The following is a 17,221-nucleotide window of genomic DNA, read 5'->3' on the forward strand; positions in this document are numbered from 1 at the left end:
GGTGATGCCCTCTCGGCTGCGGGCCGCGTCCGAGGCGTTCGAGCTCACGGCCCTACGTAACTCCCCACCCGCGGGTGGGGCCGCCCGACTGTCGTGGTCGGAGTCGTCGGTGAGCGGTCAGGCGACGATCAGGTAGATGCCGTACGCCACGGCCGCCGCGCACAGCGCGAAGCAGGCGTACGCGCCCGTGCGGGCCAGGGAGGCGGAGCCGCCTTCGGCGGCGGCCCGCTCCTGCTTGGCGAGGCCCGCGACACCGAGGGTGAACAGGCCCACGAGGGCGACGGTGGCCACGAGGCTGACTCCGAAGACGGAGCCGAGAGCTGCCCAGTCGATCTTCATGTGCGTGCTTCCAGTTCCTTAGACCGCGGCGGCAGGAGCGGCCGGCGGGGCGGCCGGGTCCGCGGGGCCGGGGGAGGGGATGGTGGTCTTCAGGTGCTCGTCCGCGACGGCGGCGACGGAACCGGCCGGCGGCGGCGGGCTGACGGCGGCGATGGCGGTGGTGACGACACCGGCCGGCTCGGCGTCCGCGGCGCCGGCGGGGGCGTCGAGGTCGTCGGCGGTCACGTTGTGCTGGTCGACCGGCTTGCGCCGGGACAGCGACCAGATCACGCCGGAGCCCGCGACCAGCAGGATCGCGACGAGGACGACGCCCCAGGTGCCCTGCTTGGTGAGGAACTCGGCGCCGGCGCCGACCAGGCCCGCGGCGGGCAGGGTCAGACCCCAGGCGGCGAACATCCGGGTGGCGGTCGACCAGCGGACGACACCGCCCTTGCGGCCGAGGCCCGCGCCCATCACGGCACCGGAGCAGGACTGGGTGGTGGAGAGGGAGAAGCCGAGGTGCGAGGAGGCCAGGATGACCGTCGCGGCGCTGGTCTGGGCGGCGAAGCCCTGCTGCGGCTGGAGGTCGGTGAGGCCCTTGCCCATGGTGCGGATGATGCGCCAGCCGCCGAGGTAGGTGCCGAGCGCGATCGCGAGACCGGCGGAGGCGATGACCCAGACCGGCGGGTTGGAGCCGGGGGACAGGACGCCGTTGGCGACCAGGGCGAGGGTGATGATGCCCATCGTCTTCTGGGCGTCGTTGGTGCCGTGGGCCAGGGACACGAGACCGGCGGAGGCGATCTGGCCGGCCCGGAAGCCCTTGGCCGTGGCCTTCGCCTCGGGGTTGGCGTCGATGCGGTACGTCAGCTTGGTGGCCACCATCGCGGCGAGGCCGGCGACGATCGGGGCGGCGACCGCGGGGAGCAGGACCTTGGTGACGATGGTCGAACCGTTGACCGCGGACCAGCCGGCGGACATCACGGCGGCGCCGATGAGGCCGCCGAACAGTGCGTGGGAGGAGCTCGACGGAAGGCCGAGCAACCAGGTCAGCAGATTCCACAGGATGGCGCCGACGAGCGCCGCGAAGATCACTTCGGTGCGGATGCCCTCTTCATTGATGATGCCGCCGGAGATCGTCTTGGCGACCTCCACGGAGAGGAACGCGCCGACCAGGTTCAGCACGGCGGACATGGCCACCGCCGTCTTGGGCTTGAGAGCACCGGTCGAGATGGTCGTCGCCATCGCGTTGGCAGTGTCGTGGAAACCGTTCGTGAAATCGAACACGAGAGCTGTCACGACCACAATGGCGAGCAGCAGCGTGATGTGTTCCATTTACCCAGGCAATCGTTTGACGTCAGTGGCGCGTCGAACGTAGGCAACCTGGATGAACGGAAGGTGAACTGGGCCGGGCGGCATGGTGTCCCGAACCGGGGTCCGCGCATTCCGCTTACGTCCGGCCGGGCCTCCGGTCCGCGGGTGCGTCCACGATGCGGTCGCCCTGTAACCACCGGTCATCCGGGCTCTCCCAAGGGGGGAGCCGGGGTGCCTCACTCCTCCCGTTCCCTCCCCGTATCACCCCCTGGACGTCACCCGATTGGCTTTCGCTCGAACGAGGGACCCCCTCGCGAGACCCTTGTCACTCGAACGAGGGCGTCCCGATCGCGGGGCGCGAGCGGGCCGCCGACACTGGGAGCGTGCGCCCGGCTACAGCGGCGGCAGCGGCCGTCACCACAGTGCTCGGTCTCGGCGCGGCCGCGGTGGCGGCCGGCCGGTACGCCTGCGACGCCGCCCTCGGCGCGCCGCCCGGCCGCCCCTTCCCCGGCGACCCGCGGCTCACCGTCCACGCCACCGGCCCCGACCGGATCACCCTCACCCGCAGCCTCGCCTCGCTGCGCCCCGGCACGTACGGCCTGGAGAGCGGCGACCTGCACGCCGTCGTCGGCCCCGTCCTCGACCGGGTCCCGCACACCGCCGACACCGTGGTCCGCCGCCTCGAACGCGTCGAATACGGCATCCCCGCCGCCGGCGCCCGGGTCCGCCTCACCCCACAGCTCCACCGTGGCACCCCCGAGACCGCCCTCGCCCTCCCCTACGAGGAGGTCGACGTGCCCGGCGAACTCGGCGTCCTGCCCGCCTGGCTCGTCCCCGGCGCCCGCACCACCTGGGTGATCGCCCTGCACGGCCTCGGCACCACCCGCGAGCACCCCCTCAACCTCGTCCCCTTTCTCCACCACCGGCGCGTCCCCGTCCTCGTCCCCGCCTACCGCGGCGACCCCGGCGCCCCGCCGTCCCCCGACGGACTGGCCCACCTCGGCGACTCCGAATGGCGCGACGCCGACGCGGCCATCCGCTACGCCGTCCGCCGCGGCGCCGGCCAGGTCGTCCTGCACGGCTTCGGCACCGGCGCCGCGATGGCCCTGCACGCCGCCGCGTACTCCGGCGTCCGCGACCGGATCCGCGGCCTCGTCCTCGACTCCCCGGTCCTCGACTGGGAGACCACCGTGCGCAATCTGGCCACCGCCCGTCGCGTCCCCGGCCCGCTGCTCCCGCTCGCCGTCCGCGCCGCCCAAGGCCGGACCGGCCCGCATGGCGACCGCCTCCAGGAGGCCGCCGACCCCGACGGACTGCGCGTCCCCACGCTCCTCTTCCACGGCCCGGACGACACCATCGCCCCCTGGGAGCACTCGCGGCGGCTCGCCGAACTCCGGCCCGACCTCGTCACCCTCACCACCGTCCGCGACGCCCCGCACGCCGCCATGTGGAACGCCGACCCGGTCCGCTACGAGGAGGCCCTGCGCCGCTTCCTGACCCCGCTTGTCTAGGGTCTTTCTTTCGGGTCTTGCCGGGGTCGCGTGCCCCGGCACGCGCTCCCCGTGGCCCTTCGGGCACGGCTGACCCAGCCTGACCCGGAAGACAGGCCCTCACCGGCGTCCCCGCGGCAGCGCCCGCGGAAACCCCGTCGAACAGTGGTCGAAACAGGTCAGTACGGGGCTTTCGCTGCCGTACGGGCACGAAACCGGAGGTGTGGCGGCGGCGTGGCCGGTTCCGATTGGGCTTTCGGGCCGTCAGCGGGAAGACTGCCCCCGTGACGTCTCGAAAGCCCGATGAACCATTGGCGCGCAACTCCAGACTCCGACTCGTCCGTCCGCGGCCCCTCGCCACCGCGCGCAAGGCCGTGACGAACCGGCGCACCCGCCCCGCGCCACGGCCGCCCGAGGGCACACCGCCCCGCGCCGTCCTCGCCCACCAGGCGCGGACCCTGCTCGCCGACGCGGTCCGCGTCGCCCGCTGGGCCGCCGACGACCAGCGGGCGCAGACCGCGCCCCCGGACGGGGCGGCGGCCGCCGACGCCCTCGACCTGACCCCCGGCCAGGTCCGGGCCGGCTGGGACCGCGCCCGGCTCGCCGGGCTCGTCGAACTGCACGACGGCACCGCCCGCCCGGGCTGGCGGCTGCACGCCTGGGACCGCGACGACACCGCCGTGCTGCGCGGCTGGGTCGCGCTCTTCGACGCCTGGTCGCTGGCCCACCCGGCGCCCGAGGACGTGGTGCCGGGCGCCGTCGCCGAGGTCGTCGAGGCCGTCCCGCAGGCCCTCTCGCTGCTCCAGCTGTCCGCCGGCCCGGTCGCCGTGCGGGCCCTGCTCGACCTGCTGGGCCAGCGCGTCGACGAACTGCGCGAGGAACGCTGCGAGGTGCCCGCACCCGGCACCGCGCCCGCCGCCGACCCCGGGACCTGCCCCGAGAGCGCCCCCGCCGACGGGCTGCCCGCCCTGCTCGACTGGGCCCTGGAGGGCCTCGCGGCCGTCGGCGCCCTCACCCTCGGCGACGGCCCGGACGGCCGCCAGGCCACCCTCACCCCGCTCGGCAACTGGGCGGTCTGGGTGAAGCTGGAACAGATCTGTGTCGCCGCCCAGAGCCCGGCCGGCAACATCGAGCAGTCCGCCGAGGACATGCTGCGCGGCTGCGCCCGGCTCACTCCCGGCCCGGCCCGCGACGAATACCGCGCCTGGCTCGCCGCCCGTACCCTCGCGGCCGCCATCGCCGAGCTGATCACCGTCGCCCGCGGCGAGGACGCCCTGCTGCGCGGGCTCGCCTTCGAGGCCCTCCGCGTCGTCGGCGCCCCCGCCGAGCCCGAGGTGCGCGCCGCCGTCGCCGAACCCTCGCTCCGCCCGTACGCCCTGCTCTGGATCGCCGAGTACGAGGGCGCCGACCCGGACGAGGCCGCCGACGTGCTCACCCGCGAGGAAGCCACCTGGCTGTGGGTGGACACCGCCGCCGCCGTCACCGACCACGGCGAGAGCACGCTGCTGGTCCGCCATCTGGAATCCGCCGTCCAGGGCACCGTCCCGGCGCTCCTCGACGAGGTCCGGGCCGTCGGCCACCCCCGCACCGTCCAGGTCCTGGTCGCCCTCGCCGCCGCCCACCCCGACCCGGCCCTCGCGAAGGCGGTCCGCCGGGCCGCCTTCCAGGTCCACACCGGCGGGGCGTGACCCGCCCTCGCTACCCGGCGGACGCGCCGGGGGCGTACGTCCCGAAACTCCAGACGTTGCCCTCGGCGTCCCGGGCCATGTAGTCCCGGGAGCCGTAGTCCTGGTCGGTCGGCGGCGTCACGATCTCGGCGCCCGCCGCGACGGCCCGCGCGTGGTGCGCGTCCACGTCCGTCACGTGGACGTACACCCCGGCCGGCCCGCCGCCGGTCATGACCTCGTCGAAACGGCCGCCCCGGCCCCGGCTGCCGAGCATCACCGTCCCGTTGCCGTACGACAGCTCGGCATGGGCCACCAGGCCGTCCTCGCCCTCGTACACCGCGTCCGCCGTGAAGCCGAACGCCGCCGTGAGCTGTGCGATGGCCGCCTTCGCGTCCGCGTAGAGCAGCGTCGGACAGATGTCGGGTCCACCGGTCATGCCCGGTCACCTTCCTTCGGTCGCGGGTCCATGGCGCGCGCTCACCGGAAGGTGTCGCAGCGCGCCATGTCCCCCGTGTCGTAGCCGGTGCGGAACCACTGCTGCCGCTGCGCCGCCGAGCCGTGCGTCCACGCCTCGGGCGCCACCCGGCCCTGGAAGCGTTCCTGGATCCGGTCGTCGCCCACCGACGCCGCGGCGTCCAGGCCGTCGCGGATGTCGGCGTCCGTGAGCCGGGTCAGCAGCGGGCGGCCCGTCTTCTCGTCGGGCGTCGTCGTCGCGTGCCGCGCCCACACCCCCGCGTAGCAGTCGGCCTGCAGCTCCACCCGTACGGAGTTCGAGCCCGCGCCGGTCCGGCCGTCCTGGGCCCGGGTCAGGGTGCCCATCAGGTCCTGGACGTGGTGCCCGTATTCGTGCGCCACCACGTACGCCTGCGCGAACGGCCCGCCGCTCGCGCCGAACGTGGTGCGCAGCTCGTCGAAGAAGCCCAGGTCCAGATAGACCTGCTGATCGCCCGGGCAGTAGAAGGGGCCGACCGTCGAGTCCGCCGTCCCGCACGCGGTGGCGACCCGGCCGGTGAAGAGAACGGTCGGCGCGTCCGTGTAGTGCGCGCCGCGCCGCGCGAACTCGCCGCGCCAGAAGTCCTGCACGCTGTTGACGACCGCGACGATCCGGCAGTCCTGGCGGGCGTTCGCGTCCGCCCCCGTCCGGCACGTCTGGCTCACCTGGGCCGCCGACGAGGTGGTGGCGGCCGGGGTGTCCCCGCCGGACAGCCCCAGCTCCTGCGGGCCCACCCCGAAGAACAGGCCGAGGACCAGGGCCACCAGGCCGACGATCCCGCCGCCGATGGTGGCGCCGCCGCCGGGGATACGGCTGCCCCGGGCGTCCTTGACCTCCGAGGTGTCGAGATCGGCGTCGTCGTCGAACTGCATGCCCACCGCCCTCCGCGTCTCTTCGGAGTATCGGTGAATCTCCGCTTCCGCACCCCTCGGAGCGGTCCCCCGGAGGTGGGGCAGGGCCGCGCGGGAGGCCGCCGTTCGTGGCCGAAAACCAGTTGCGGGGGGCCGTTAGACTGGCTGCATGGACATTCCCACCGTGCTTTGGGTTCATTAGCGGCGTCGAAGCCCCGCCCGTCGTCCTTCCGCCGTTTCCCAATCGCCCTGGAGTCCGTCCGTGATCACCGCTTCCGGCATCGAGCTGCGCGCCGGTGCCCGTGTCCTCATCGAGTCCGCCTCGTTCCGTGTCGCCAAGGGTGACCGCATCGGCCTGGTGGGCCGCAACGGCGCCGGCAAGACCACCCTCACCAAGTGCCTGGCCGGCGAGGGCCAGCCCGCCGGCGGCACCATCACCCGCTCCGGCGAGGTCGGCTACCTCCCGCAGGACCCGCGCACCGGCGACCTCGACGTCCTGGCCCGCGACCGCGTCCTGTCGGCCCGCGGCCTCGACGCCCTGATCCGCAAGATGCGGCAGAACGAGGAGCGCATCGCGAACGGCTCTGGCGCCACCCGCGAGAAGGCGCTGCGGCAGTACGAGCGCCAGGAGACCGAGTTCCTCACCAAGGGCGGGTACGCCGCCGAGGCCGAGGCCTCCACCATTGCCGCCGCCCTCGGCCTGCCCGACCGGGTCCTCGGCCAGCCGCTGCACACCCTCTCCGGTGGTCAGCGCCGCCGTATCGAGCTGGCCCGGATCCTCTTCTCGGACGCCGACACCCTGCTCCTCGACGAGCCCACCAACCACCTCGACGCGGACTCGATCGCCTGGCTGCGCGACTACCTGAAGACCTACCGCGGTGGCTTCATCGTCATCTCCCACGACGTCGACCTCGTCGAGACCGTCGTCAACAAGGTCTTCTACCTGGACGCCAACCGCTCCACGATCGACGTCTACAACATGGGCTGGAAGCTCTACCAGCAGCAGCGCGAGGCCGACGAGAAGCGCCGCAAGCGCGAGCGCCAGAACGCCGAGAAGAAGGCCGCCGCGCTGAACTCGCAGGCCGACAAGATGCGCGCCAAGGCCACCAAGACGGTCGCCGCGCAGAACATGGCCAAGCGCGCCGAGCGGCTGCTGTCCGGCCTGGAGGCGGTGCGGGCCTCCGACAAGGTCGCCAAGCTCCGCTTCCCCGAGCCCTCGCCCTGCGGCCGGACCCCGCTCACCGCGGAGGGCCTGTCCAAGTCGTACGGATCCCTCGAGATCTTCACCGACGTGGACCTGGCCATCGACAAGGGCTCCCGCGTCGTCATCCTCGGCCTCAACGGTGCCGGCAAGACCACCCTGCTCCGGCTGCTCGGCGGCGTCGAGAAGCCCGACACCGGCTCGGTCACCCCGGGCCACGGCCTCAAGCTCGGCTACTACGCCCAGGAGCACGAGACCCTCGACCCCGAGCGTTCCGTCCTGGAGAACATGCGCTCCGCCGCCCCCGACCTGGACCTGGTCGAGGTGCGCAAGGTGCTGGGCTCCTTCCTCTTCTCCGGCGACGACGTCGACAAGCCGGCCGGCGTGCTCTCCGGTGGCGAGAAGACCCGGCTCGCCCTCGCCACCCTGGTCGTCTCCTCGGCGAACGTGCTGCTCCTCGACGAGCCGACCAACAACCTCGACCCGGCCAGCCGCGAGGAGATCCTCGGCGCGCTGCGCACGTACAAGGGCGCGGTCGTGCTCGTCACCCACGACGAGGGCGCCGTCGAGGCGCTCGACCCGGAGCGGATCATCCTGCTGCCGGACGGCATCGAGGACCTGTGGGGCGCGGACTACGCGGACCTGGTGGCCCTGGCCTGACCCCGTCCGGCCCCTTCCCGGCCGCCGTCAGGCCCGGCCGTGGGGTGCCGGACTGGATCATTCGGCTCATGGGTGATCCTTCATCTGAGTGAGTGCGTCTCGTACCCCTCACCCGCCTCCGGCGCGGCCCCGCGGAATCCCTCCGCCGGGGGGCCGCGCCGTTCCGTCGCCCGCGGCACGCCGCTGACCTGCTGCTTTTTTCCCGGCGCGGATGACGCCGGCCGCCCGGTTCCGTCGGAGGAGCCCCTTCCGGCCGTGACGGACCGTTTCACTCTCCGCGAGCGAATGGCACCGACCTTGTCGAATGGGTGGCCAGGACGGACGGGAGGGGTGATCATGAGAAGACCAGAGCGCACTTCCCATGAGGAGGCACGGGTGGCCGAGACTCTGAAGAAGGGCAGCCGGGTGACCGGCGCCGCGCGCGACAAGCTCGCGGCAGACCTGAAAAAGAAGTACGACTCCGGTGCGAGCATCCGGGCACTGGCCGAGGAAACCGGCCGTTCCTACGGATTCGTCCACCGGATGCTCAGCGAGTCCGGGGTCACGCTGCGAGGCCGCGGCGGAGCCACACGAGGCAAGAAGGCGGCCTCGGCCTGACACTGGGGTGTCTCGATCGGGCCACCGGGTCTCCCGGTGGCCACCCGGTCGGTCTGACGGTCGACCGGGTGGTTACTGTGCAGTCACTTAGCATCGGACGCAGTGCTGCACCGGAACCGGAGACGCCCCATGACCACGTTCGAGAACACTGAGCCCGTTTTCGAGAAGGACGGTGTACGACTCACCGTCGAGGACGCCGTCGCCACGGTGACGCTGACCAATCCGGCGAAGCGCAACGCCCAGACTCCCGCGCTGTGGCGGGCGTTGACGGAGGCCGGCCGGTCACTGCCGGGCAGCGTACGCGTCGTGATCCTGCGCGGCGAAGGCCAGTCCTTCTCCGCCGGACTCGACCGGCAGGCGTTCACGCCGGAAGGCTTCGACGGCGAACCGTCGTTCCTCGACATGGCCCGCGGGTCCGACGCCGACCTCGACGCGCTCATCGCCGAGTACCAGGAAGCGTTCACCTGGTGGCGCCGCAACGACCTCGTGTCCATCGCGGCCGTCCAGGGCCACGCCATCGGCGCGGGCTTCCAGCTCGCGCTCGCCTGCGACCTGCGGGTCGTCGCCGACGACGTGCAGTTCGCCATGCGCGAGACCAGCCTCGGGCTCGTCCCCGACCTCACCGGTACGCACCCCCTGGTCTCCCTCGTCGGCTACGCCCGCGCGCTCGAGATCTGCGCGACCGGACGCTTCGTCCACGCCGGCGAAGCCGAGCGCATCGGCCTCGCCAACATCGCCGTGCCCGCCGCCGAACTCGACGCGGCCGCACGGGACCTGAGCGCGGCGCTGCTCGCGGCACCGCGGGCCGCCGTCGTCGAGACGAAGGCACTGCTGCGGGGGGCCGGGGAGCGGTCGTACGAGGAGCAGCGGGCGGCGGAGCGGGCGGCGCAGGGGCGCCGGCTGCGGGACCTCGCGGGGCTCGGGGACTGAGCGGGGCGCGGGCGGGTGGGCCCGTATGGGCCGCGTCGGCGAGGTGCTCCGTGGGCGGCCGGTATCCCGGAGGCGATCGCCAGGCGTCGCCGGACGTGTCGCGGGCGAGGACGCGGCCGCCCACGTTCCGTCGGCCGCAAGCCTCGTGCGCGACACCGGCCCTTGACCAGGCCAAGCCCACCGCGTCGGGCAGGAGTCCTCAGTCGGAGTCGAACTGCTCCTCCCAGAGCGCGAAGCTCTCCGGCTGGAGTCCGTAGGCGCTGTACTCCTTCAAGGCCGCGTCGAGCTCCGGCGGCAGCGACGGCATCGCCCCGAGGTCGCAGACGAGGCGCCAGCCCGGGTCCTGGGCCTTGCGTTCGGCGGGGGTCAGCGCGTCCGGGCGGAGCCGGACCTGGAGGACGTGGCGGCCCGTCCGGCGGCCGCGGGGCTCGAAGCGGTGGAGGGCGATCTCCTCGATGTGCCGCCACTCGAAGCGGGCGCTGTACCGGGGGGACTGGCACTCCAGGGTGTCGCGGTTCAACCGCAGATCGACGACGTACGCGGGCAGCGCCCAGGTGAAGGCGGTCAGGACGCAGGCGAAGAGCAGGAGGCCGGGGCCGATCAGCAGCCAGGTGCCGCCGAAGGTCACGCAGACCATCGTCAGGAAGGTTGCCGGGATGAGGCCCCGCCGCAGCGGCGCCAGGTTGGTTCTGCGGACCCGCAGCCGGAAGGCGAGGCCCGCGTCGCTGGTGTGGGTGATCGCGTCAGGGGACAGGGTGGGTTGCCGGCCCGCCGCCCGCCGGCGGCGTCGTGCGCCGTACGGGGTGGTGGCCGCGAGGCGTTCCTGGAGGCTCAGATTGCGGAACTGATAGACACCGCCGATCTGCCGCAGGATGCCCTGGCGGTGCGCGTCGCCCAGGTAACGCAGCAGGGACCACGGCGCGCGGCGGGTCACGGCCAGACGCGTGCGGCCGAGCATCCAGCGGCTCCACGGGCTGACGAGCACGAGCAGGGTGGAGGCGCCGAGCCAGGCGGCCAGGCCCCCGGACAGGGCGGAGGCGGGGGAGAACCGCCAGTGGGTGAGGCCGATGCCGAATCCGGCGAGGGGCGCGATGACCGCGACTCCGAGCAGCACCGCCGCGTGCTCGCCGCGCATCAGGCTCCGCGGCGTGGTCGCGTCCACCGCGGAGTCGGAGGGTGCCGCGTACATGACGGCCAGCACGATGCACAGGACCGGGCAGAGACTGCCGCCGAGCCAGGCGGCGGCCGAGTCCTCGGAGAACAGCCGCCACACGCTCACCGCCAGGACGGGACTGGCCGCGAACAAGGCCGTGATCTTGCTTCTGCGGCCGGTGGCGCGCGCGGCCGAGCGGAGGGCCGCGCCCGGCCTCAGGAGGTTGACGCGCCGCCGTGGTTCTCCGAACCGGGTCTCGGTGTACCAGGCCCGGACCGCCATCTGGGTACCGAGGCCGATCATGGTGCCCAGCGCGAAGGAGCTCGGTGCCGACAGCCCGCCCACGACGCCCGGTTCGCCTGCCTGCTGCCAGATCACCCGGCCGGCCGTGATCGACAGCCGGAGTGCCACGGCCACCAGGAAGACGAGGGACAGCGCCCCGGCCACCAGCGTCGGCCGGGCGGCTTCGTGCAGCCGCCACCAGGCCAGGTCCGGTGTGCCTCGCCGGGCGAGGTGGTCGGCCAGCGCCTCCGCGTATCTCTGCGCGCGGCGCGCCGGCCAGCGCCGGGGCGGCTCCCAGCGGTCGTCGGGCACGACCTCGCCGCCGAACGCGGCGGGGACGAACCGGTCCAGCAGATGGTTCTCGATGTCCTGCCGGGTGGGATGGGCCGCGGGATCGGCGAGTTCGGCCGGGTCCGCGTCCGGCCGCGCGTAGACGGTCCGGGCCAGCCAGAGCATCAACGGGGTGGACAGTGCCGAGGCCGCCGCGCCGTTCGGGGCGGAGCGCATCCGCTGGAAGAGGGGCTGCCAGCGCTCGCGCAGGCGCGGCGTCGTGCTGGTGGCGAGATAGGTGACCGCGTCGCCGGGGGCGACCGGCTGGGCCTCCAGGACCGCCGTCGAGCGCAGCATGACGTCCTTGGCCGGACCTTCGAAGGCCTCCGTGCGCGAGGTGAGGATCAGCGGCCTGCCGTCGTAGAGCGCCCGGTTGAGCGCGTGCAGGGCCGCGGACCGGCGGGCGGGCGGCATCTCGTCGAGGCCGTCCACCACCGGCAGCACCACGGACCCGGCGCGGTTCCACAGCTCGGCGCCGGGATGGCGGCCGGCGAGGCGGGGTAATCCGGGGTAGTCCGCCGTGAGCCGCCGGACGAACCACCCGTCGAACGTCTCGCGTTCCGGATCCCACGAGGCCATGGACACCGGCACCGGGACCGGCAGATGCCGCTCGGCTCCGGACCAGCGCGCCCGGCCGATGTCCAGCCCGTCCCCTCCGGGAGTACTGCTCTCCCAGGGTACGAGGCGCCGCCTGAGGAGTTCGAGGGTGAGCAGGACGGCCAGCGCGGTCTTTCCCGATCCGGCGCCGCCGAGGACGACCAGGCGCCGCTGCGGAAGGTTCAGGAACCCGTCGACCATGTCGGCCGCCTGATCGCCGTGCGCCGGCTCCGCGGTGCCCGCGAACTCCGCGCGCCGGGCCCACTGGACGCGCGGCTTCCACCGCACCGCCAGCGCCGTCCGGTCGCCGCCGATGTCCCAGACCTTGGCCTCCTCGCGCCACTGGCGGAACACCGCCTCGGCCAGCGCGCGCGTCGCCGTGTCCTCCGGCGTCTCGGCCGGCGGGGTGTAGAAGTGGATGCCGCCGTAGTTGTCGCGGAACTGCACCACGATGTCGGCACTGCCGCTGAAGACGTTGTGGACGTCTCCCCCTGACGCGCCTTCGAGCGGGCCCCGGTCGGTCATCAGCCCCCCAAGGTTGCCTCTGCCTCGCCGCTGTCCATCGTAGGGACGACGCCTCGACGGCACGGGGGGTTGCGACAACTGTGCGACCGCGACCGCGACTGTGACCGCGTCACGGGCCCACCGGCGGCGGCTAGCTAGTGGAATTCCGAGATCAGGACGGTGACCTCCGGACCGTCCGGGGCGGCTTCGGCCAAGGCCGTGCGGAGCGCGCGGGCCACGGTCAGGGCCCGGTGGCCCGTCGTCACCGCCACCTCGATACGGACGTGGGCCGGGGTGCGCTGGAGCGGGGGGCCGAAGGCGTCGGTGAGGGCCGCCACGCCCGGGACCGTGAGGGCCGTCAGGGCGGCCGGGTCGCCCGGGGCCGGGGGCGAGGTGCGGCTCCGCGGGGGAGGGGGCGGCGTGCGGTCCGGGGCGGTGTCGAGCAGCTCCGTCACCCGCAGGTCCACCCCGGCCACCGCCAGGCCGAGCGTGCCCTCCGCCACGTCGAGGAGCGCCGCCCGCAGGCGCCCCGTCAGCTGGGGGAGCGGCCGGTCCGCCACCGCCGCGAGTTCCATCGTGATCCGCAGTTCCCCGGGCGGCAGCCCGCCCGGCGGCACCGGAACGGAGGAACGGGCGCCGTCGTCCGCGAGATGGAATCCGGGGCGCCCGGGTGCCACGCCCCGTACGTTCTGGGCCGCCCGGGTCAGCAGGTCCCGTACCGTCCGCTCCGCGATCCACGTCCCGTCCGCCGCGTCGCCGAGCGGCAGCAGCCGGTCCGTCGCGTGCCACGCCTCAGCCGTCGTCATCGCCCCAGCCTGCCGCATCTCGGGCCGCGAGATCGGTCAACCCGTCTTAATGTGGCGAATACGGTGCAAAAGATGAGAGAAGGGGTGCGTGATGGCCGACAGTACGGATTCCTCTCCGCGCACGACGGTCACCAAGCGCGGCGGGGGTGATCCGGCCTCCCGGGGACGGACCACCATCGCCGACGGGGTCGTCGAGAAGATCGCCGGGCTCGCCGCGCGCGATGTCGTCGGCGTGCACGCCATGGGCAGCGGGTTCTCCCGCACGCTCGGCGCCGTCCGCGACCGGGTCCCCGGCGGGGGCGGCGGCAAGTCCGGGGTGACCCGGGGCGTCAAGGCCGAGGTCGGCGAGGTGCAGACCGCGCTCGACCTGGAGATCGTCGTCGATTACGGCGTGTCCATCAACGAGGTCGCCGGCTCCGTCCGGGAGAACGTCATCGCCGCCGTCGAGCGCATGACCGGCCTGGAGGTCGTCGAGGTCAACATCGCCGTCAGCGACGTCAAACTGCCGGACGAAGAGGACGAGGAGCCGGAGGCGCGGCTCCAGTAGCCGCTGACCGCCCGGCGGAAAGGGCTCAGCATGAGCATGGCGATGGCCGGTCTGTTGGCCGGCATGGCGCTCGGCTTCGCCGGGTACTTCGGCGGCTTCGGCGCGTTCCTGCTGGTCGCGGCGCTCGGCGCGATCGGTTTCGTGGCCGGCCGGTTCCTGGACGGCGATCTCGAGGCCGGCGACTTCTTCCGTGGCCGCGAGCGCGGCGACCGCCGGAGGTGACCGGAGGTGGCGGACCTGGCGAAGGGGGCGGCGGCGGTACGGGTCGGGGCGGCCGGACGGGGGGCGACCACGATCGCCGACCGGGTCGTCGCGAAGATCGCCGCCCAGGCGGCCCGCGAGGCCCTCGACACCGTCCCCGCCCAGGGGCAGCCGCCGCATGCCTCGGTCGTCGTCCACCGCGACACCGCCCAGGTCGCGGTCAGCCTCGAACTGGACTACCCGGCCGACATCGGCCGCCAGTGCGGCGCCGTCCGCGGCCGGGTCCGCGCGCGGGTCGAGGAACTGGCCGGCCTGCACGTCCACGAGGTCGCCGTCCACGTCGAACGGCTGCACTCCCCGCGGACCGCCCACGACCGGCGGGAGCGCCTGCGATGACCACGTCCCCCGATCCCGGGCCCGTACCGGAGAAGGACGACCGGCCGCCGGCCGGGGCGCGGGCGCGCCGCTTCTGGTCGGTGCGGCGCGTCCCCGCCGCCGTCCTCGCGGCCGTCCTGCTCGGCGGTGCCGGACTGCTGCTGTACGACGTCGCCGCCGTACGCGCCGGACGGACCGCCATGGCCTGGCGCCGTTCCCTCGCCCACCAGCTGGAGACCCGGCCCCTCGACGACCCCTGGGTGCTCGCCGCCGCGGCCCTCGCCGCCCTCATCGGCCTCTGGCTGCTGCTCCTCGCGCTGACCCCCGGCCTGCGGGGCGTGCTGCCCATGCTCCGTACGTACCCCGACGTCCGTGCCGGGCTCGACCGCGAGGCCGTCGCGCTCGTGCTGCGCGACCGTGCCATGGAGGTGTCCGGCGTGCAGTCCGTACGGGTACGGGCCGGCCGTGCCAAGGTGGCCGTCCGGGCCGTCTCCCACTTCCGCGCCCTCGACGACGTCCGCGCCGACCTGGAGAACGCCCTCGCCGCCGGCGTCGGCGAACTCGCCCTCGCCCGCCCGCCGGCCGTGCGCGTCCGGGTGGCCCGGCCGCGCCGGAAGGGGTGACGCCGTGCCCGCCGTCCTGCGCCGCGTCAACCGGATCGTGCTCGCCCTCGCCGGCGTCCTGCTCGTCGTGGGCGGCGGCGCCGTACTCGCCGCGGGCCTCGGGCTCTCCGTACCGTCCTGGTGGCCCTGGTCCGGCCCGCACGACGTACTGCTCAGCCGCTCCGAGCGGCAGCACTGGCGCTCCGAGGGCTGGTGGTGGCCGGCGGTCATCGCGGCCCTCGGGGTCGTCGTCCTGCTCGCGCTGTGGTGGCTGATCGCCCAGTTCCGGCGGGCCCGGCTCGCCGAGGTCGTCGTCGACAGCGGCGACGGCGAGGGGGCGGTGGTACGGGGCCGAGCCCTCGAAGCCGTCCTCGCGGCCGACACCGAGGCCCAGGAGGGCGTCGCCCGGGCCCGGATCGCGCTCACCGGACGCCGGGTCACCCCCCGCGCCCGGGTCGCCCTGCTGCTGGAGCCGCACGCCTCCCCGGCCGGCGCGCTGGCCGCCCTCGCCGCCGGGGCCCTCGGCAACGCCCGTACCTCCACCGGCCTTGCCGCCCTGCCCACCGAGGCCCGCCTCCGCGCGGTCCGGCACCGGGCCCGCCGGGTGGCGTGACGGTCTTTCGGCGGCGGGTCAGAAACCGCTGCGCGCGCCGCCGTCCACCGGGAGCATCAGCCCCGTCAGGTACGAGGCGGCGGGCGAGAGGAGGAACGCGGCCGTCCGCCCGAACTCCTCCGGCGTGCCGTAGCGGCGCAGCGGGATCCGCGCCTCGTTCGCCGCGCGCGACGCCTCCGCGTCACCGGACAGCGCGTCCAGCGAACGCACCCGGTCGGTGTCGATCCGGCTCGGCAGCAGGCCGATCACCCGGATGCCGCGCGGGCCCAGATCGTTGGCGAGGGACTTGGCGAAACCGGCCAGGCCCGGCCGCAGGCCGTTGGAGATGGTCAGGCCCGGGATCGGCTCGTGCACCGAGCCCGACAGGACGAAGCCGATCACGCCGCCCTCGGGCAGCGCCTCCGCCGCCGCGCGGGCCAGCCGGACCGCGCCCAGGAACACGGCGTCGAACGCGGCCGCCCACTCCTCGTCGGTGTTGTCCGCGCCGAAGCCCGGCGCCGGGCCGCCCACGCTGATCAGGATGCCGTCGAAGCCGCCGAACCGCTCCTTCGCCTCCGCGATCAGCCGGGCCGGGGTGCCCGGATCGGCGTTGTCGGCGGCGATCCCCGCCGCGTCCGGGCCCAGTTCGGCGGCCGCCTCGGTGGCGGGCTTCTCCTCGCGTCCGGTGAGGAGCACCTTCGCGCCCTCCGCGAGGAGGGCTTCCGCCGAGGCTCGGCCGAGCCCTCGGGTCGCGCCGGTCACCACGTACACACGGTCCTTCAGCCCAAGATCCATGGGCTGATTCTAAGGACGTGCCGTGGCCATCGGGGCCGACGGTTCGGTCAGTGGTGCGCGTGGTGGCCGCCGTGGTCGTGACCGCCGTGCGCGGCCGCGGGCGCGGCCTCGGTGGTCGGCACCGTGAACTCGGCCGTCCGGACCACGCCGCCGTGCTGGAAGTCCAGGAAGAGGCGGTACGTTCCGGCCGACGGCGCGGCCGCCATGAAGGCGATCTCGGGCCCCGGCGCGGTGACGCCGTCCCCGGGGTGGCCCTCCGGGTGGACGTGCAGGTACCCGAGGTCGCCGACCCGCAGCGCCACCAGGTGTCCGTACGCGGCCAGGTAGGGCTCCAGGTCGGTGACGGGCTCGCCGTCCCGGCTGACGGTCAGGGTCAGCTGGCTCGCGGCGGCGGGCAGGAGGTCGCCGTCGAGGGTGACGGCGTACGCGCCGATCCGCGCGACCCGGGAGACCTCGGGGAGCGGCCGCGGGTCGTACGCCCCGGCGACCGCGGCGTCGATGCCCAGCGTCATGGTGCCGCCGTGGCCGGCCGGGTGGATGTCGGCGAAGAACCGCCAGTCGCCCGGCTCCAGGACCAGTTCGGTGCTCCAGGAGCCCTTCTCGTCCCGCACCGGGTGCACGTGCTGGAACCCGGCGGTGTCCCGTCGGACGGCTATGAAGTGCAGCTCCTTCTCGTGCTCGGGCTCGAACTCGGTCACGGCCTGCCCGTCGGGGCCGATCACCCGGAAGCCGATCGTCTGCACGCCGGCGGTGAAGATCGTCGCGTCGAGTTCGAGGGTGTACCCGTGCTCGGAGACCGAGAGACCGCCGGGCTGGGCTCCGCCGTGTCCGGCGTGCGCGTCGTGTCCGCCGTGTCCGGCGTGGGCGGCGGGAGCGGCGTGGTGGGCGTGGTCGTGACCGGCGTGGTTCGTCATGACAT

At 74.1% G+C, this 17,221-nt stretch carries 18 protein-coding genes; 10 read left to right on the forward strand and 8 right to left on the reverse strand.

What is annotated here, in order from left to right:
- Positions 1 to 117 precede the first annotated feature (117 nt).
- Both ABZ693_RS31115 and ABZ693_RS31120 read right to left on the reverse strand, forming a co-directional pair.
- Positions 118 to 339 (reverse strand): hypothetical protein, encoded by a 222-nt coding sequence (locus tag ABZ693_RS31115; protein WP_359884253.1) that lies wholly within the window; start codon positions 337 to 339, stop codon positions 118 to 120.
- Between the two features lie 18 nt (positions 340 to 357).
- Positions 358 to 1,650 carry an inorganic phosphate transporter gene (locus ABZ693_RS31120; RefSeq protein ID WP_359884255.1) on the reverse strand — a complete coding sequence of 431 codons (1,293 nt, stop codon included), beginning with the start codon at positions 1,648 to 1,650 and terminating at the stop codon, positions 358 to 360.
- Between the two features lie 362 nt (positions 1,651 to 2,012).
- Between ABZ693_RS31120 and ABZ693_RS31125 the strand changes: the two genes are divergently transcribed.
- Positions 2,013 to 3,140: an alpha/beta hydrolase gene (locus ABZ693_RS31125; protein ID WP_359884258.1), complete on the forward strand. Its 1,128-nt coding sequence runs from the start codon at positions 2,013 to 2,015 to the stop codon at positions 3,138 to 3,140.
- Between the two features lie 263 nt (positions 3,141 to 3,403).
- Complete coding sequence (locus tag ABZ693_RS31130) at positions 3,404 to 4,807, forward strand: hypothetical protein (protein WP_435842595.1); 1,404 nt, start codon at positions 3,404 to 3,406, stop codon at positions 4,805 to 4,807.
- Between the two features lie 10 nt (positions 4,808 to 4,817).
- Here the strand turns inward: ABZ693_RS31130 and ABZ693_RS31135 are convergent, their stop codons facing one another.
- Complete coding sequence (locus ABZ693_RS31135) at positions 4,818 to 5,222, reverse strand: VOC family protein (RefSeq protein ID WP_359884261.1); 405 nt, start codon at positions 5,220 to 5,222, stop codon at positions 4,818 to 4,820.
- 41 nt (positions 5,223 to 5,263) lie between these two features.
- Positions 5,264 to 6,151: a KPN_02809 family neutral zinc metallopeptidase gene (gene ypfJ / locus ABZ693_RS31140; RefSeq protein WP_359884263.1), complete on the reverse strand. Its 888-nt coding sequence runs from the start codon at positions 6,149 to 6,151 to the stop codon at positions 5,264 to 5,266.
- A 241-nt stretch (positions 6,152 to 6,392) separates the two neighbouring features.
- Here ypfJ and ABZ693_RS31145 point away from each other — a divergent pair, with 241 nt between their 5' ends.
- From ABZ693_RS31145 to ABZ693_RS31155, 3 genes are all read left to right on the forward strand, one after another.
- A complete protein-coding gene (locus ABZ693_RS31145; protein WP_359884265.1) occupies positions 6,393 to 7,991 on the forward strand; it encodes an ABC-F family ATP-binding cassette domain-containing protein in 1,599 nt (532 codons plus the stop codon).
- 375 nt (positions 7,992 to 8,366) lie between these two features.
- Positions 8,367 to 8,588, forward strand: coding sequence for a helix-turn-helix domain-containing protein (locus ABZ693_RS31150; RefSeq protein WP_006123601.1), 222 nt, complete (start codon positions 8,367 to 8,369; stop codon positions 8,586 to 8,588).
- 129 nt (positions 8,589 to 8,717) lie between these two features.
- Positions 8,718 to 9,518 (forward strand): enoyl-CoA hydratase/isomerase family protein, encoded by an 801-nt coding sequence (locus tag ABZ693_RS31155; RefSeq protein ID WP_359884268.1) that lies wholly within the window; start codon positions 8,718 to 8,720, stop codon positions 9,516 to 9,518.
- 199 nt (positions 9,519 to 9,717) lie between these two features.
- Here ABZ693_RS31155 and ABZ693_RS31160 read toward each other — a convergent pair whose 3' ends face one another.
- A complete protein-coding gene (locus ABZ693_RS31160; RefSeq protein ID WP_359884271.1) occupies positions 9,718 to 12,405 on the reverse strand; it encodes a hypothetical protein in 2,688 nt (895 codons plus the stop codon).
- A gap of 134 nt (positions 12,406 to 12,539) precedes the next feature.
- Positions 12,540 to 13,190, reverse strand: a complete 651-nt coding sequence (locus ABZ693_RS31165) for a hypothetical protein (protein ID WP_359884273.1) — start codon at positions 13,188 to 13,190, stop codon at positions 12,540 to 12,542.
- A gap of 91 nt (positions 13,191 to 13,281) precedes the next feature.
- On the opposite strand from ABZ693_RS31165, the gene ABZ693_RS31170 reads away from it, so the two are divergent.
- Genes ABZ693_RS31170 through amaP form a run of 5 tightly spaced genes read left to right on the forward strand, consistent with a single transcriptional unit; the run spans position 13,282 to position 15,528 of the window.
- Positions 13,282 to 13,737, forward strand: coding sequence for an Asp23/Gls24 family envelope stress response protein (locus ABZ693_RS31170; protein ID WP_359884276.1), 456 nt, complete (start codon positions 13,282 to 13,284; stop codon positions 13,735 to 13,737).
- A gap of 30 nt (positions 13,738 to 13,767) precedes the next feature.
- Entirely contained in the window at positions 13,768 to 13,959 is a 192-nt protein-coding gene (locus ABZ693_RS31175) for a hypothetical protein (RefSeq protein ID WP_359884279.1), read from the forward strand.
- Between the two features lie 15 nt (positions 13,960 to 13,974).
- Positions 13,975 to 14,334, forward strand: coding sequence for an Asp23/Gls24 family envelope stress response protein (locus ABZ693_RS31180; RefSeq protein ID WP_359884338.1), 360 nt, complete (start codon positions 13,975 to 13,977; stop codon positions 14,332 to 14,334).
- Complete coding sequence (locus tag ABZ693_RS31185) at positions 14,331 to 14,936, forward strand: DUF6286 domain-containing protein (RefSeq protein ID WP_359884281.1); 606 nt, start codon at positions 14,331 to 14,333, stop codon at positions 14,934 to 14,936. The genes ABZ693_RS31180 and ABZ693_RS31185 overlap by 4 nt, the downstream gene beginning before the upstream one ends.
- Before the next feature lie 4 nt (positions 14,937 to 14,940).
- On the forward strand, positions 14,941 to 15,528 hold the full coding sequence (gene amaP, locus ABZ693_RS31190; RefSeq protein WP_359884284.1) for an alkaline shock response membrane anchor protein AmaP: 588 nt from the start codon (positions 14,941 to 14,943) through the stop codon (positions 15,526 to 15,528).
- An 18-nt stretch (positions 15,529 to 15,546) separates the two neighbouring features.
- Here amaP and ABZ693_RS31195 read toward each other — a convergent pair whose 3' ends face one another.
- The gene (locus tag ABZ693_RS31195) at positions 15,547 to 16,302 is read right to left on the reverse strand and encodes an SDR family oxidoreductase (RefSeq protein WP_359884287.1); all 756 of its coding nucleotides are present in this window, start codon (positions 16,300 to 16,302) and stop codon (positions 15,547 to 15,549) included.
- Positions 16,303 to 16,349: 47 nt separating this feature from the next.
- Positions 16,350 to 17,216: a DUF8832 domain-containing protein gene (locus tag ABZ693_RS31200; RefSeq protein ID WP_359884289.1), complete on the reverse strand. Its 867-nt coding sequence runs from the start codon at positions 17,214 to 17,216 to the stop codon at positions 16,350 to 16,352.
- Positions 17,217 to 17,221: the final 5 nt, after the last annotated feature.

It is taken from the genome of Streptomyces laurentii, from assembly GCF_040635425.1.
Taxonomy (GTDB): domain Bacteria; phylum Actinomycetota; class Actinomycetes; order Streptomycetales; family Streptomycetaceae; genus Streptomyces; species Streptomyces laurentii.